The sequence below is a fragment of the Paenibacillus sp. p3-SID867 genome (assembly GCF_025142895.1).
GTDB lineage: Bacteria > Bacillota > Bacilli > Paenibacillales > Paenibacillaceae > Paenibacillus_AQ.
Genome location: NZ_JAMBDM010000007.1, coordinates 69,081 through 83,655, shown reverse-complemented (window position 1 = coordinate 83,655; position 14,575 = coordinate 69,081). Strand labels below are relative to the sequence as shown.

Below are 14,575 nucleotides of genomic sequence, written 5' to 3'. Positions count from 1 at the left end.
TTGTTTTGAAGGAATCAAATGCATGTCCGTACGGACATTTCTCCCTTTACAATTGCAGCACCATGTTGTACAGTTGGTTATACGAGTAATCAACCTAACAACTAAGGGGATGATAACGGTCAGAAAGGAGGCTTCACCTTGAAAGCTTTGTTGGATGAATCCCAGCCCATTTTTCAACAAATCGCTCAAATGATAATGGATGATATTGTGGATGGTGTAGTGAAGGAAGGAGAGCGCGTCCCTTCTGAGAACGAGTTGTCCCGATTTTATAACATTAACCGTGCTACTGCGCGTAAAGGGCTTCAAGCCTTGGTAGACCTGGACATCATTTACAAACAGAGAGGAATAGGAATGTTTGTAAAGGAAGGGGCCAGGAAACAGGTGCTGCGTGACAAACAAAAGCATTATCGGGAGTATTATATTCGTCCGATGCTGGAAGAGGCGAGGCGAATCGGCATGACGGTCGAGGAGGTTATGGAGTGCATAGTGGAGGAGGAGGGGAACTTATGATTTCTTTAAAGCAGGTATCTTTTTCCTACGAAGATGTTCCCGTGATCAAGGAATTGTCATACGTTGAACAAAATCCAGTCATTACGGGATTATGGGGACGGAACGGTGTGGGCAAAACGACGTTGATGAAACTGATTGCGGGGCATCAGATTCCTAGTCAGGGAAACATTGAGGTTATGGGCCACCGGCCATACAATAACCAGGAAGCCCAACGACATTTGTGTTACATGCAGGAAGATCATCCATTCAGTGATATTTGGACCATACGCGATGCCTTGCGGTTTTATCAATATTTCAAACCGAACTGGAATCAGGAATTGGCAGAAGAGCTGCTGGAAACGTTTAAACTGCCGCAGCATAAAAAAGCCAAGAAGCTGTCGACCGGGATGAAAACGGCGTTACAGGTTGTGATCGGTTTGGCCAGCCAGGCGGATGTTACGATCTTGGATGAACCGACCAACGGGCTTGATGCAGGAATGCGAAAAAAGTTCTATGAACGGCTGCTGGATAGCTATGATGCGTTTCCTCGCCTGATCATGGTGTCGACACATCAAATCGAGGAATTACAACCATTGCTGGAATCCATCGTGGTTGTTCATGACGGAAAGCTGCTGTTACATGAGCCGATGGAAGAGGTGCGGGAACGGGGGATCTGGATAACCGGTGAACACGAACGAGTGAATCAATTAATCGGTAACCAAAAGATCCTAAATGAAAGCACCATCGGTTCCGTGAAGAAAGTTATGATTGATGTCCCGTTCTCCGACGAATGGAGAGAGCTAGGCCGCAGTAATGGAATTTCCGTGGAGAAAGCGCATCTTCAGGATTATTTGCTTCATATGACGGATAATGTGAAGGAGGGGGTACGATGAGCGCGACGTACGGCACGTTTCGTTTAATCTATGAAGATGCAAGCTGGTTCTTGGGGAAGCTGCTTCTGCTGTACATTACGCTGCCATTAACCGCAGCCTGGATTATTATCGGGACATCCTTTGATATGGATAAGACACTCAGTTCTATTTCAAGCCCCGCGTATTTTTTCTTTATCCCGTTCTATGGGATCATGGGGTTCAAAAGCCTTCTACCTATTGCTGTCAGCCTTGGAGGCACACGAACTCAAATGCTGAAAAGCTTTTATGTCATCGGCGTTTCAAGTGTATTTGTGTATATGCTAGTCTTAAACCTCTTACAATGTATATTATGGACATTATACGATCGCGGAGTCAGCTCGGTATCCATTACGCATGCGGGGATGTTTCATTCCAGTGAGTACCAATTTTTGCCTTACTTATGGATCGATCTCATGGTCGGACTAATCTTGTTCGGCGGCGCTTTTTTTATCTACTGCATAACGTATCGTGCGGGCATGACAAGGACATTAATCGGTATCATGATCATTGCCATCGCAGTTATGTTTCTTTACTACTCGGGAATGCTTGAAGCACCTATAGTATGGTTGTCGACATTAAATATGAATGCAATGACCGGTTTCACGATAGCCGGAATCGCAGGTTTGGCAGCGCTGTTAACCACCTATCCGATGATGCGTAATGCTTCACTGCAACCGAAACAACAGAGAGAGTGACTACAGCATCCTCCCCGTTCACATATCCGGATAATAAGGACGCGAATATGTTCCCCTTTAAGTAGACAGTGTGTTTCCCGGCGCATCAAAGTCTATTTGGAGGGGATTTCTTTCATGGGTTCAATACAAATTCTTGTAATGTATTGAGTTCCCAATCAGCCGGATTTGGAAGAGCGAGACCTTTTGATTAAAATAATCAACGCTAGAATCAAAGGGACCCAGATCTGGAAGATAGGAAAATGGTATTTCAAATTTTGAGCAAACCCGATCCAGATATGATAAATAAAGTTCGGAGAGACGAACGAAATGGTAAAGATGAAAGCACCCACGATCACGGTTGTTTTTTTATGGCTGACATTGATCAGGCTGGAAAGACCGAGTACGGCGCCGAGGTAGAATGCGGTCATTTTAACGAATATGCCAATATAGATCAGCAGGATGATTAACGGGTCCAGACGCTCCAGAAAATCGGCAATTTCAATGAGACGAACCGACCGAAGCAGCGGAAAAGTCGATATGCTCGTTATGGTGGGATCCAGAATCGCAAGATTTAAAATATTGAATATCAATAAAAAGATACCTACGAATATATAGGACGACAAGGATGCCTTGGACAGCGTTTTCTTGTCTTCGAGATGACTCCAAAACATGAGAAATACTACGATCTGACCGAACGGAAAACTAATCACCTCCGGCAATGATGCTCGCAGCACGGGCAGGATTCCGTTTTCTAATATGGGCATAAGGCGCTCAAGATGAATGATATTTGAACCGATGAACATGAGAACGATCAGGATATACCCGATCAACGTGAAAGGAAGCAGGAATTCGGTGACGCGAAAGAATACCTCAATGCCTTTCCATACGGCATAACCGGACAGCAACACCATTAAGAGAATCAGGAAGTACAGCGGTGTGCTGGGGAGAAAGGAGATATTGATAATGTCCGCGAACTCGCGGGTATTCCTCATGGATTCATACGCAAAATAAACGATATAGGCTGCAGTAATGATGGAACCGATATATTTGCCGAAGTGCTGATTTAAAATTTGGGGAAGAGCATGCTCCGAATTTTGGTTCTGGATATATAAATAGATGAACAGCAGTAACATTCCCGTGATCATCGCAACCAGCACGACCAGCCACGCATCTTGTTTAGCTTCAATCCCCAGTTCATACAAAGGGGTGCTGCCGATCATAAACAAGATGGTCATGGCAATGATTTGGTATTTACCGATCTTCTCCATTTGGGACCTCCTTGTTATAGGTATCGATAGCGTTCTACTTATTGGGTTCAATCAAATTCGAGAAGGGTTTATTGATCATATTCGTGTGTTCAACGGTGACTTTTACATTCAGTTTAAGTTCCAGTTCCTGGAGCGGTCTCTCCGAATTTGTAAGGTGTTTGCTGGCAGCAGGATACTTTCTGTGAATCATATCCATGAAACCAACCACGTCCACATTCAAATCCTTCATTCTCTTCCACGAAGCCAGCACCTCATCCTTGATCTGCTTGGCAATCGTATCCTCGAGTTTCGAAATAACGTCCGGGTTCGTCAAATCCATCGTACAGCTGGTTTCATCGAGAGCCCCCACTGTTTGAATATGGATCATCATGTTGACCGAACCGTTGACCATTTTGGGGTCCACTTGGGTCGATGATTGGATGACTCGGTAACTCGACAACCGGGAAGCGTCTCGATCGCTGCATGGGGTAACAATGATCAGGTTATGGACGCTGTTCGAGAGCCAAGCGACGCCTCTGCTTTCTTTACGCTTCATCCATCCCACCAGTTTGTCTCCTCGAAATACGCCCAAATCGCCAAGTTTGAGTACCGCTTGATTACGCGTTGACTTTAAGGCATCCAAGTTAGATTGTTCCTCTTGGTTGCCGGACACCCTTAACTCTGGAGCCATGGCGCTTTTGTAGGGATTGGCGACCATCGATGCAAAATCAATCAATTTAATATTTTTTACTTGGGACAGATTTTCTTGTCCTTGGGTAATGACCCGTTGAATCGCGTTTCCTGTTATTTTCTCTAATGGAATGAGCACTTCCAATAGATTGGAGGCTTTATCCTTGGTCAGGAGAACCGACATCGTTTCCCGACTTTCCACCGGACGGAGGAAAAAATCAAGGATTTGCCGTACGCCTTCATTCCGAACGACTTGTTCATTGATAATCAGTACGGAGTTATGGGCAAAAAACAGCGCACGCGGCGCTTCTAAATTCGCGTTCTGCATCGCTTCGCGAATGGTCTTGCCCCTGGTGGAGAAGATGGTGATCGGAGATTGGCTTCCCCCGGCTCCGCCGCCGGTCTGGGTGGCGATGGACTGCGGAATGACGACTTGGAAGGAGATGACCCATTCGTCCTCGCTGCGGTCTATGGACGTCGCCGATACAATACTAAGCGAGTTTAACTCTTGACTATCCCAGCAACCATTGAGCAGCAGTGAGGCAGCCAACATGAGAATCAGGAGATTCAGCTTCCGGTTCATCTGTTCTTCACCTCCGAGTTATACCGGTTATATATTATTTCTTGCCATCGGAAGGCGATGGACGCTGGTTCATTTTTTGCCGTTTCGCGTTAGTACGGTTGATAAGGGTCGGTCTTGTCAGCATGGCCCACCATGGAACACGGACCAGAACGTCTTTTTGGTCTGATGGGATAAATGGAGCGAACGGAGTAAGATATGGCAAACCGAATGATCGCAAGCCGGATAGGTGGATCAGCATGGCGATTAATCCTGCCATAATTCCAAAGAGCCCTAAAGTTGCCGCCAATATCATAAAACCAAAACGGAGCAGTCTGGCGGAGTTGGCTATGCTCACAGAAGGCGCAACAAAGCTTGCAATGGCGGTAAATGCAACGATGATAACCATGGCAGCAGACACTAAGCCGGCCTGTACAGCAGCTTGACCCAGAACCAACGCGCCTACGATGGAGATCGCGGAGCCCATTGCTCTTGGCATACGAACACCGGCTTCCCTTAATACTTCGAACGTAATTTCCATAGCCAAGGCTTCGACAACGGCGGGAAAAGGGATGCCTTCCCGCTGTGCTGCAAGGCTGATCAGCAAGGTCGTTGGCAGCATTTCTTGATGAAACGTGGAGATGGCAATATAAAGTGAAGGGAGAAGCATCGATACCATAAAGGAAATGATGCGCAACAGCCGCAAAAAGGTCGCGATATCGAACTTTTGGTAGTAATCCTCGCTCGATTGAAACAGTTTGAAGATGGTGATGGGGGCGATCAACACAAACGGTGTCCCATCAACCAAAACGGCAACTTTCCCTTCCAGAATCGCACCAGCGATAGCATCCGGGCGCTCCGTATTAGTAATGGTAGGGAAGGGGGTGAACGTTGTATCTTGTATAAACTCTTCGATATACCCGCTCTCCAGGATGCTGTCGGTATCGATCTGGTCTAAACGATTCAATATTTCTTGCACGATCTTATCATTGGCGATGCCATTCAAATACATAACGGCAACATCCGTTTGGGTGACGCGGCCAATCTTGCGGTCCACGATCCAGAGGTCTGGGCTTTTAATTTTACGACGGATTAAGGCCGTATTCGTACGGATATTTTCGGTGAATCCTTCTTTCGGGCCGCGAACGACGGTCTGAGATTGGGGCTCTTCTACACCGCGTTCCTCTCCACCGATAGAGCTGGCGATAATGCCTCGGGATGAACCGTCTATGAGAATGACAGTATTGCCTTCAAGCATAGCGGAGATCAAGGATTCCACATGCTCAAAATCGCTAATGCTGCCTATGGATAAGAAACGGTTTTTGATGATGGACAAGATTTCTGCAGGGTTAGAGGTATGATGCAGCTTTTCATCGAAATCCTTTGAGGTTAAGGATTCCATAATCGAGTGATTGATGGTGAGCGTATCAACCAGTCCATCGATATAAATGACGGCCAGGGTGCAATCGCTTCCGAACATATGACTTAGGGTGCGAATGATGATATCCCGACTGTGGCCGGTTTGTTCTCTGATTCTATGTAAATTCTGATCCAAGCGGTCGGAGAGACGAGAGGATTCGGCGGTTTGCTCCGTTTGCTCGCTATGATGAAGGAGTGCCGTTTTCGAATGGGTTCGCTTTGTTCGTTTAAAAAAGGGCATGGGATCAGCTCGCTTTGACAAGATTCATACGATCTAAAGTTCCCTATTTCGGGTTTAATATTCTTTGCAAGGTGAAGACTTCATCCATATTTGGAGGCAGGTTAGTTTATCTATAAATGTTTTGTAGACTGACAGATCGACGAATCGGTGGTACCTTATAATTAGCTGATATCTCGCTAATAAAAGGATGAATGGCTTGGAGGCTTAGGGCTGTGAAAAATAAGCTTGAAACACGAATCGAAGGGGACCGCATAGTGCTCCGCCCCGTAAGGGAAGATGAATTTGATGCCTATTTCGGATTATTGCAGGATGCCGAGTCTAACCGGTTAACGGGAACGCAGCAGGCGTTTACCAAGGATTCGATTGCCGCCTGGATTCATAAAATCGGATACGCCCATGAGGATCGACTGGATATGATGATTGCGGAGAAGGAAACGGACGGTTTAATTGGTGAAGTGGTCCTGAACGAAATCAACCTCAACAACCGCAGCTGCAATATTCGCATATCGATCTCCGGTCAGTACAGCAATAAAGGATACGGCACGGAGGCCATGAAGCTCATGCTGCGTCATGGTTTCGAAAGTTTACGTCTACACCGAATAGAGTTAGGTGTATATGCGTTTAATCCTCGGGCCATACATGTCTATGAAAAGCTTGGTTTTAAACGGGAGGGTATCCTGCGGGACTCGATATGTTGGGACGGAAGATTCCATGATATGATTTTGATGTCGATTTTGGAGGAAGAATATCGGCAACTGCCATAGTTATTCGTATATGCTTTATATCAACAGAACAAAATTACACAGGTACAAGAAGTCGCCAGTATCGGCGACTTCTTTTTTTGCTATTTTAAAAGGAGTTTCTTTTTCTTAATGAAAGGTGACGAGAACCGAAATTTCATGGGGCTCAGCCCAACCAGCAGAATCAAGCTGTATGCCCAGAAGAGCCAGGCTGCCAATAGGGGGAGGCTCTGCTCTGAGATTAAAGGGAAAGCGACATCATGGAAAAGAATCGAAAAAATGTCCATGAACATGCCAGGCAGAGCAATCTGGACGGAACGGCGGATACGATCTGAATACGGAACCTTAAGAAATGAGAACAACGGTGCGATGCATCCATAAATTAAAGGGATGGCGGCAGCAAAACTCAAGGCGGTTCTAAACGGGTGCCTGATATCAATCAGCAGGTTCCCCCCATAATGAAAGATGATCGTCGCGATCAGCCAAAGGACGAATCCCCACAATAAGAAAAGACCAGCATGCCGGCTTTTGATCCGTTGTGCGTTCATCGCTTCACCTCATTGGTCATGAAATCAAAAAACACGTGCAAAGCGGTAAAAACATCCTCCTTCGGAAACTCCTCGTCCAACAAAGCCTGCACGGCCAGCCCGTCTATTATAGCATTCATTAAAATTCCCCACTGATCCATGGATATGTTCTTTATGGGTGATTCCCCCCACCGGGCTGTAAGAATATCAGTCAGATGTTTGTTTTCTTCTTGAATCATGGAACCCATTCGATTGCGGTTCTCTTTGATCTGAAAGCTAGCAGCTAATGAAGAGAAAAACAATCGATGGTAAACAGAATGATAATCGCATCTTTCCTTGGCTTCTTGTATGGCTTCTTCAACAGATCGATTGTTATGCTCCACTGAAACCCATGAAGCATTACATAGGCTCTCAACGAGTTCAATTATTAATTGCTCTTTGGTTCGAAAATGGTAATAGACCGTTCCCTGACTGACATTTGCTTGATCAGCCACTGCTTTCAAAGTTAATTTATCCATACCTTTTTCTGCAACACACTTTTGGGCAGCTTCGAGCAGTTCTTGTTTGCTGATGACGTTTGGTTTCGCCATGACCGTTTCACCTTCCTTGTATGTGAGTTATTCGAACAACTAACTCTAATGTATAAAAAATAAACTCGATTTGTCAAATGGAGGAATCGGAATACGCTCTGCTATTCTTGTTAACAGAATTATTTACATGTGTCCAAAAGTCGTAATTTAAGCTATCGTAATCCGTCAGCTTAATCATCTATCGGTCTTGGGCGTTCAGCTTTCATTCTCCTGTGTATCATAACCCTTCCACTTCTCTCCCCAATCTTGCATGGTGTAGTACACCCGAAGGAAATCCTTTCCCTTATCTGACAGGGAATACTCGACGGTTACGGGTACAGTTGCAAACACTTTACGATGGATGATATGGGCCTGCTCCAAGGAGCGCAGAACATCCGTTAACGATTTGGTGCTAATGTTACCTAAGCCTCTCCTTAGTGCATTGAATCGTCGAGGAGCTGTAGCAAGTTCACCGATGACCCAGAACGTCCACTTACTCCCAAGTATTTGCATGGCCTCCTCCATCGAAACAGAACATTCTTCTTTTTGGCTGTGTGTATACATCGAACCCACCTCGCTATTACTTATAGTAAGCAGCTTTATCTAATTAAACTAAATAAGAATAAAGTGCCTTCTGTTACCTCATGGTTGATTCCATTATACTTCGTAGTAATTCAATCATGGGAAAGAAATATATCGTTGAGGAGAGAATCACAATGCGTACGATTGTAATAGCCGGAGGAACCGATGGGATCGGAAGAGAATTAGCCTTACAACTTCTACGTAATGGAGAGCATGTCATTATTATCGGTCGTAGTTCTGAGAAAGGCGATGATTTGCGACTAGAGGCAGCCCGGTTAGATGGAGAAGATAGATTCTTATTTCTCAAAGCAGATTTAAGCCTCGTCTCTGAAAATATTCGGATAGTCAACGAAGTGAAGCATAGAGTGAACGACATCGATCAATTGATTCTCTGCGCTCAATCCCAAAAATTCAACAAAGTATATCGTGAGACGAAAGAAGGATTTGAACATCATTTTGCATTATATTATTTGAGTCGATTTACTCTGAGCTTTAAATTCCAAGAGCTACTTAAAAGAAGTGCGGCCCCGCTTATTATCAACGTATGTGCTCCGGGCGTGAAGGGGGACATTAGATGGGATGATTTGCAGCTGCAAACTGAGGAGTCATTTAATAGCATTAAAGCTATCATGCATGGAAGCCGACTTAATAACCAGCTAGGCTTGGCATTTGCCCAAAGTGCTGCAGATACGAATATAAAGTATGTATTATTCAATCCCGGAGCCGTTCAAACAAAAGGGGTGATGGAAGCATTCAGTAACAAGCTGTTACAAATATTGGTCAAATTCATTTATAAAATTATCGGACTGCCAGTCCAGAAAGCAATAGAACCGATTCTTCATTTCATAAAGTTGCCGCCTAAAGATTCACTGACTGCTTATAAACAAAACAAGAAATTAGATATTGCTCAAGTTATATTAAACAAAAATCAATCCGAAAGGCTGCTTCGCCTCACATTAGAATTGATTAAACGAAAACACAGTGAATTCAAGATCAACTAGGATTGTGGTAGCTCTTGCGAGTTATTAGCTTCGGATTACAAGCAGTGCCGATTTGAACCCGGTACCTTCGGGAGGTATCAATTTTGTATCACGACGATCCACTCGTATATTGTCTGCAATCTTCATTAATATGCTGTATAATAACGTTTCGAGTATTACTCGCATGGCAAAAGAACGAAGCCTACAGCTACCGTGATGACTCCTGCAACTTGGCTGAGCTTAATATAAGAAGTCCAATACAGGATGACAAACTTCATCCTTTACACGATCGAGAATAAATAACATTACAATAAACCGTAGTCAAAGGAGCATTATATATGAAGCCATATACTTCTGACCGAATTAAAATCCCGCCGGGATTATGGGAAGGAATACAACAATTAGGGATTTCCGCCCATGCCGTGGCACGCAAAGCGGAATTGCCGCTCACCGTCATTACTGAGCAGGAAGTCACCACCGCCCAATATTTCGCGATCTGGCAGGCCTATTCCGATCTCATGGGGGACGCTGCCCAAGGCATCATCCAGCTTGCGACCGCTTTTGAAACGGCGAAATACCCGCCGACCGTCTTAGCTCCTTACCACGCTCGTGACTACCGGGATGCTATAAACCGAATGGCTCGGTATAAGCAGCTATGTCCACCCGAAGGCTTGCTAATCTCCGAGGAGGGCGAACGATGTACCATCGAGCTGGAATGGCTGAACCTAAGCGATCAACCTGGTCCGGCGCTGCTTGTTGGTATTACACTGGCATGTCTTCTGGAGCTTGGACGACGGGGCACAGGTCAACCGCTGACCGCGCAATTGGTTGAATTTTCGCAGCCTATGGGCGATTTACAAGCTCTTGAAGCTTATTTTGGCTGTCGCATCCGGACGGGCGCAAACCATAATCGATTAACGCTCTATCGAAGAGATCTGGACCGACCTTTTATCTCGTATAACGAAGAATTGCTGGAGATTCTGACTCCCGCTCTGGATCGTTCGCTTGATGAACTACAGAGCCACCGCTCCATTACTGACCTGGTCAAATGGATCATGAAACGCAGTCTCACAGGAGGGCGCCCTGACATTCAGTCCGTGGCGAAGGAGCTCAATATGAGTGATCGTACGTTACAGCGCAGGCTGACGGATGCAAATGCAAGCTTCAAGCAATTGTTGACACAAGCAAGACATGAGCAGGCCATCGAGTACTTGGCAGACCCCTCGCTCGATATCAAAGAAGTTGCCTTTTTGATTGGATATGAAGATCAGAACTCGTTCTACCGAGCATTCCGTCTTTGGGAAGGAGATACTCCATCCCATTGGCGCACTGAACATTTTAATAGTCTTTCGCTATCCGAACACCGACAAGATATGCTGACCATGGATTCATAACGTTTGGACATCAAAACACAGGTTTCTTTATCAATTACCATTGGCGTGTTATACAAGTACTTTGGCGCGATATGCTAGTTACCCAGCTATCTATACAATGTAATATGAACACTATCCAGAGCACAAAGGAGATATGTTTATATTATGGATATGGGATTAAACAATAAAACAGCGTTGGTTACAGGATCTACGAAAGGGATAGGCAAGGCTATTGCCATTGAACTTGCCAGAGAAGGTGTCCATGTTCTTATCAACGGACGAAATGATGAAGAGGTACAACGAACCGTTAATGAAATCAAGTCGGATTTCCCGAATACAAGTCCTCAGAATGCGACCGCCGATTTGGTGGATATCGGGCAAAGAGAGGCTATATTTGATAAATACCCTCACGTGGATATTCTGGTTAACAATATGGGGATATACGAAATCATGCAGTACGAGGATGTTAACGATGACGTTTGGGATACCTACTTCCGTACGAATGTGCTTGCAGCCAACGGATTAACTCAATTTTATTTGCCAGGCATGCTAAAGAACGATTTTGGACGTATTATCTTCATGGCGAGTGAAGAAGCCATGATGCCTTCTGGACAAATGCCGCAGTATGCCATGACAAAATCCATGCTGCTATCCTTGGCAAAAAGCTTGTCCAAATTAACGAAAGGTACAGAAGTAACAGTCAATACGATTTTGCCCGGCCCGACGCTCTCCGAGAACGTGCAGCATATTATCGAGGGCATATACGCCAATGAAGATATGACCTTTGCGGAAAAAGAGAAAGCTTTCATGAGTACAAACCTGCCTCAATCCGAAATTCAACGATTTATTAGGCCGTTCGAAATCGGAAGACTGGCTGCATTCCTGTGCAGTCCTTATGCATCCGCGTTTAAAGGTTCACCAATCCGTATGGATGGGGGAATGGTGCCTACGATTTTCTAACTTATATACATCGGCTATATTAAAAGCTTGGGATCTAAAAGAGATCTCCAAGCTTTTTTAGTATTCATACGCAGCGTCCCTGATCCGAAGCTGGTTTTTTACTCACCTATTAATTCCAGCCTGGTCATTCTTTTCTGATATACAATTCGAGACAATCCAACGCTGATCTCATATAGAAGGAACAGGGGCACAATGACGAGGATGTCCGACACGATATCCGGCGGTGTAATGGTTACGGCTGCAATCGTCAGCAGCAAATAGGAGATTTTCCGCATTTTAGCTAAGCGGAGCGGATTCAGGATGCCAATCGAGGTCAAGAACATGATAACGACGGGCATTTCGAACAGCACACCAAACGGTACGGTCATATGCACCATAAAACGGAAGTATCTCTCGGCGGTATATGCTGTTATGAACTGGTGCGACAGCGAATCCAGGAAGGACAGGACCATGGGGTATATGACAAAGTAGCCAAAGGCCAAACCCAATAGAAAAAGGGCTCCGATCGCAGGAATGTAAGCCAGGGATGCACGCCGCTCAACAGTACTCAATCCGGGTACGACGAACCGCCATACCTGAAATCCGGCAACAGGCATCGTCACCGCAAGAGCTATAACGCCTGCAATCATGAAGTATACCCAAATCACGTCCGTTGGTCCCAGTATCTGAAGCTGACCCTCCACGTCGCGAGTCAGCATTTCATACAGCGGTTCAACATATAGAAAAGCGGCACAAAGGGCTACCAAAAAGGTGCCCAATGTGATGAGAATCCGCTTGCGGAGCTCTGTTAAGTGCTCTATTATATGCTGCTCCTGTTCTTGCTCGTGCTGGGTCATTTCAATTTATCTCCATCATGGATATCTTCGCTCGAAACCAGTTCACGCGTTGAGTTTTTGAACTCGCTCAGTGTTCGACCGAAGGCACGGCCCAGTTCAGGCAGCTTCGAAGGACCGAAAATAATCAAGGCGATCAACAGAATGAGGATCAGCCCTGTCACTCCGATGTTTCCCAGAGGCATATGATCAACTCCTTTATTTATTTTTTATCCGATGCCATATGCAGCAGCTCAGTAATATCTCTGGCGATCGACTCGTCGCGCGGCGCATCATGCAGCTTCGAGGCAATTCGGTCGATCAGCGCAGGAGCTTGAGGATTCGTTACCGTTAGAATTTGCACTTCTTCATTAAACATCTTCTTCACTTGCTCTTTGGCTTGCGACATATTATCGTTGTCCACGTTCTTTGCTCCGCTTACTCCTTCATCCGGCTCGCCTTTGCCTGACATTCCTTCCGTCTGACTTAACACCTTTTGCTGCATGTTGTCATAGTGGTTAGAAGAAACGCGTGATTCTGCACGTGCCAGAATAATCGTGTCATTGAGGACAAAAGCTTTCACTCCATCAATGCCCAGACCTGCAAGTCTTGACTGGACATGGGAAGAGACACCGCCTTCATGCAGGCTGGATGAGCCGATCATGCTGTACACGGACATGCCCATCCCGCTTGTGGTATTGCCATGGACATTGGTTGTTTCGGTTTTCGGTCCATGATAGCTAGGGATCACGTCGGTGCTGTGCAAGTGAACGGCATCGGCATTATTCTGCTCCACGGATTGCGCGTTTTGTTGAATGTCGTCGGTTTGATTTAAGCAGGCTGTTAAAGAAAGAAGCAGTGCCGAGCCCATAATCGGGCCTTTCCACCTGCTCCACAATTGATTCATGAGCATTCGCCTCCATATCGGTTAGTAATTTTATCATGCCCGGATGGAGAATAATGTATGAATGAAATTTTGATGGGGACAATACCCATTATTCAAAAATGAAGAAGAGTAGGGGTGCTGAGAGTTTGAGCGAACAAAACGAACAACAAACCAAACCATCGAAGCCTGACGGCTCGCAGACGATGACACGGCGGAAGTTTCTGAGAAACTCCGGTTATGCCGTGGGAGGTGTCGTGCTGGGCGGTGTACTCGGATATCTTTTGCCGAAGCGTGAAACCCCGCCTGCAGCACCGGCACCTGAACAGAATGATAACAACTACAACCAAGCATTAATGTTCTTTAACCAGGAGCAATACAGGATCACGGAAGCAGCCGTAGAGCGTATTTTTCCTGCGGATGAGAACGGTCCGGGCGCTAAAGAGCTCGGCGCAGCATTCTTCATCGACCACCAACTGGCCGGTGACTGGGGGTTCAATGCAAGAGATTATATGCAGCCCCCATTCTATGTTGGAGAGAAAACGCAAGGTTATCAGGGCCGATTAAGACGACGGGAGATATTCTACATTGGTCTGCGCGAGATTCAGAACTACAGCCAAAAGAAGTATCAGAAAGATTTCCCCAGCCTGTCACCAGAGGAACAGGATGCCGTGTTAACTGCCTTCCAGAACGATGAGGTCAAATTGACAACGATCTCGGCCAGCGGGTTCTTTAACCTGCTCCGCAGCAGCACATTGGAAGGGGTCTACAGTGATCCGTTGTATGGCGGGAACAAAAACATGCAGGGCTGGACGATGCGTCAATATCCGGGTAACCAAATGGCGTACACGAATATTATCGAGAAGAATTTCACCGTCATCCCGCCGAAGAGTTTAAAGGATCACCTATAACAGCTCAT

The 14,575-nt window shown here is 45.7% G+C and carries 17 protein-coding genes; 8 read left to right on the top strand and 9 right to left on the bottom strand.

Annotated elements, in window-relative coordinates; all coding sequences use genetic code 11:
• The first annotated feature begins 138 nt into the window (after positions 1-138).
• The 3 genes from M4D81_RS15685 to M4D81_RS15675 are packed head-to-tail and all read left to right on the top strand — an operon-like array spanning position 139 to position 2,095.
• Positions 139-510, top strand: a complete 372-nt coding sequence (locus M4D81_RS15685; RefSeq protein WP_216531529.1) for a GntR family transcriptional regulator — start codon at positions 139-141, stop codon at positions 508-510.
• Positions 507-1,382 carry an ATP-binding cassette domain-containing protein gene (locus M4D81_RS15680; protein ID WP_260067206.1) on the top strand — a complete coding sequence of 292 codons (876 nt, stop codon included), beginning with the start codon at positions 507-509 and terminating at the stop codon, positions 1,380-1,382. Before M4D81_RS15685 ends, M4D81_RS15680 begins: the two co-directional genes overlap by 4 nt.
• Positions 1,379-2,095 (top strand): hypothetical protein, encoded by a 717-nt coding sequence (locus tag M4D81_RS15675; protein WP_260067205.1) that lies wholly within the window; start codon positions 1,379-1,381, stop codon positions 2,093-2,095. The genes M4D81_RS15680 and M4D81_RS15675 overlap by 4 nt, the downstream gene beginning before the upstream one ends.
• Before the next feature lie 155 nt (positions 2,096-2,250).
• Here M4D81_RS15675 and M4D81_RS15670 read toward each other — a convergent pair whose 3' ends face one another.
• Genes M4D81_RS15670 through M4D81_RS15660 form a run of 3 tightly spaced genes read right to left on the bottom strand, consistent with a single transcriptional unit; the run spans position 2,251 to position 6,230 of the window.
• Positions 2,251-3,342, bottom strand: coding sequence for a GerAB/ArcD/ProY family transporter (locus M4D81_RS15670; protein ID WP_260067204.1), 1,092 nt, complete (start codon positions 3,340-3,342; stop codon positions 2,251-2,253).
• Between the two features lie 34 nt (positions 3,343-3,376).
• Complete coding sequence (locus tag M4D81_RS15665; protein ID WP_260067203.1) at positions 3,377-4,594, bottom strand: Ger(x)C family spore germination protein; 1,218 nt, start codon at positions 4,592-4,594, stop codon at positions 3,377-3,379.
• A gap of 34 nt (positions 4,595-4,628) precedes the next feature.
• A complete protein-coding gene (locus M4D81_RS15660) occupies positions 4,629-6,230 on the bottom strand; it encodes a spore germination protein (RefSeq protein ID WP_260067202.1) in 1,602 nt (533 codons plus the stop codon).
• A 212-nt stretch (positions 6,231-6,442) separates the two neighbouring features.
• Between M4D81_RS15660 and M4D81_RS15655 the strand changes: the two genes are divergently transcribed.
• Positions 6,443-6,994, top strand: a complete 552-nt coding sequence (locus M4D81_RS15655) for a GNAT family N-acetyltransferase (RefSeq protein ID WP_260067201.1) — start codon at positions 6,443-6,445, stop codon at positions 6,992-6,994.
• A gap of 80 nt (positions 6,995-7,074) precedes the next feature.
• Here the strand turns inward: M4D81_RS15655 and M4D81_RS15650 are convergent, their stop codons facing one another.
• From M4D81_RS15650 to M4D81_RS15640, 3 genes are all read right to left on the bottom strand, one after another.
• Positions 7,075-7,518 (bottom strand): DUF5367 domain-containing protein, encoded by a 444-nt coding sequence (locus M4D81_RS15650; RefSeq protein WP_260067200.1) that lies wholly within the window; start codon positions 7,516-7,518, stop codon positions 7,075-7,077.
• On the bottom strand, positions 7,515-8,087 hold the full coding sequence (locus tag M4D81_RS15645) for a TetR/AcrR family transcriptional regulator (RefSeq protein WP_260067199.1): 573 nt from the start codon (positions 8,085-8,087) through the stop codon (positions 7,515-7,517). Before M4D81_RS15645 ends, M4D81_RS15650 begins: the two co-directional genes overlap by 4 nt.
• Before the next feature lie 195 nt (positions 8,088-8,282).
• Positions 8,283-8,579: a winged helix-turn-helix transcriptional regulator gene (locus M4D81_RS15640; RefSeq protein ID WP_311200662.1), complete on the bottom strand. Its 297-nt coding sequence runs from the start codon at positions 8,577-8,579 to the stop codon at positions 8,283-8,285.
• Positions 8,580-8,782: 203 nt separating this feature from the next.
• Between M4D81_RS15640 and M4D81_RS15635 the strand changes: the two genes are divergently transcribed.
• The 3 genes from M4D81_RS15635 to M4D81_RS15625 all read left to right on the top strand — a co-directional run bounded on the left by M4D81_RS15635 (position 8,783) and on the right by M4D81_RS15625 (position 11,961).
• Positions 8,783-9,649 carry an SDR family NAD(P)-dependent oxidoreductase gene (locus tag M4D81_RS15635; protein WP_260067197.1) on the top strand — a complete coding sequence of 289 codons (867 nt, stop codon included), beginning with the start codon at positions 8,783-8,785 and terminating at the stop codon, positions 9,647-9,649.
• A 317-nt stretch (positions 9,650-9,966) separates the two neighbouring features.
• Complete coding sequence (locus M4D81_RS15630) at positions 9,967-11,022, top strand: AraC family transcriptional regulator (RefSeq protein ID WP_260067196.1); 1,056 nt, start codon at positions 9,967-9,969, stop codon at positions 11,020-11,022.
• A 144-nt stretch (positions 11,023-11,166) separates the two neighbouring features.
• Complete coding sequence (locus M4D81_RS15625) at positions 11,167-11,961, top strand: SDR family NAD(P)-dependent oxidoreductase (protein WP_260067195.1); 795 nt, start codon at positions 11,167-11,169, stop codon at positions 11,959-11,961.
• Between the two features lie 98 nt (positions 11,962-12,059).
• Here M4D81_RS15625 and tatC read toward each other — a convergent pair whose 3' ends face one another.
• From tatC to M4D81_RS15610, 3 genes are read right to left on the bottom strand one after another with little or no spacing between them, the layout of a single operon-like run.
• Positions 12,060-12,797, bottom strand: coding sequence for a twin-arginine translocase subunit TatC (gene tatC / locus M4D81_RS15620; protein WP_071221679.1), 738 nt, complete (start codon positions 12,795-12,797; stop codon positions 12,060-12,062).
• Positions 12,794-12,979 (bottom strand): twin-arginine translocase TatA/TatE family subunit, encoded by a 186-nt coding sequence (gene tatA, locus M4D81_RS15615; RefSeq protein ID WP_071221680.1) that lies wholly within the window; start codon positions 12,977-12,979, stop codon positions 12,794-12,796. Before tatA ends, tatC begins: the two co-directional genes overlap by 4 nt.
• Before the next feature lie 17 nt (positions 12,980-12,996).
• Positions 12,997-13,680, bottom strand: a complete 684-nt coding sequence (locus M4D81_RS15610; RefSeq protein WP_260067194.1) for a hypothetical protein — start codon at positions 13,678-13,680, stop codon at positions 12,997-12,999.
• A gap of 125 nt (positions 13,681-13,805) precedes the next feature.
• Here M4D81_RS15610 and M4D81_RS15605 point away from each other — a divergent pair, with 125 nt between their 5' ends.
• Positions 13,806-14,567: a gluconate 2-dehydrogenase subunit 3 family protein gene (locus tag M4D81_RS15605; RefSeq protein WP_260067193.1), complete on the top strand. Its 762-nt coding sequence runs from the start codon at positions 13,806-13,808 to the stop codon at positions 14,565-14,567.
• The last annotated feature ends 8 nt before the right edge of the window (positions 14,568-14,575 follow it).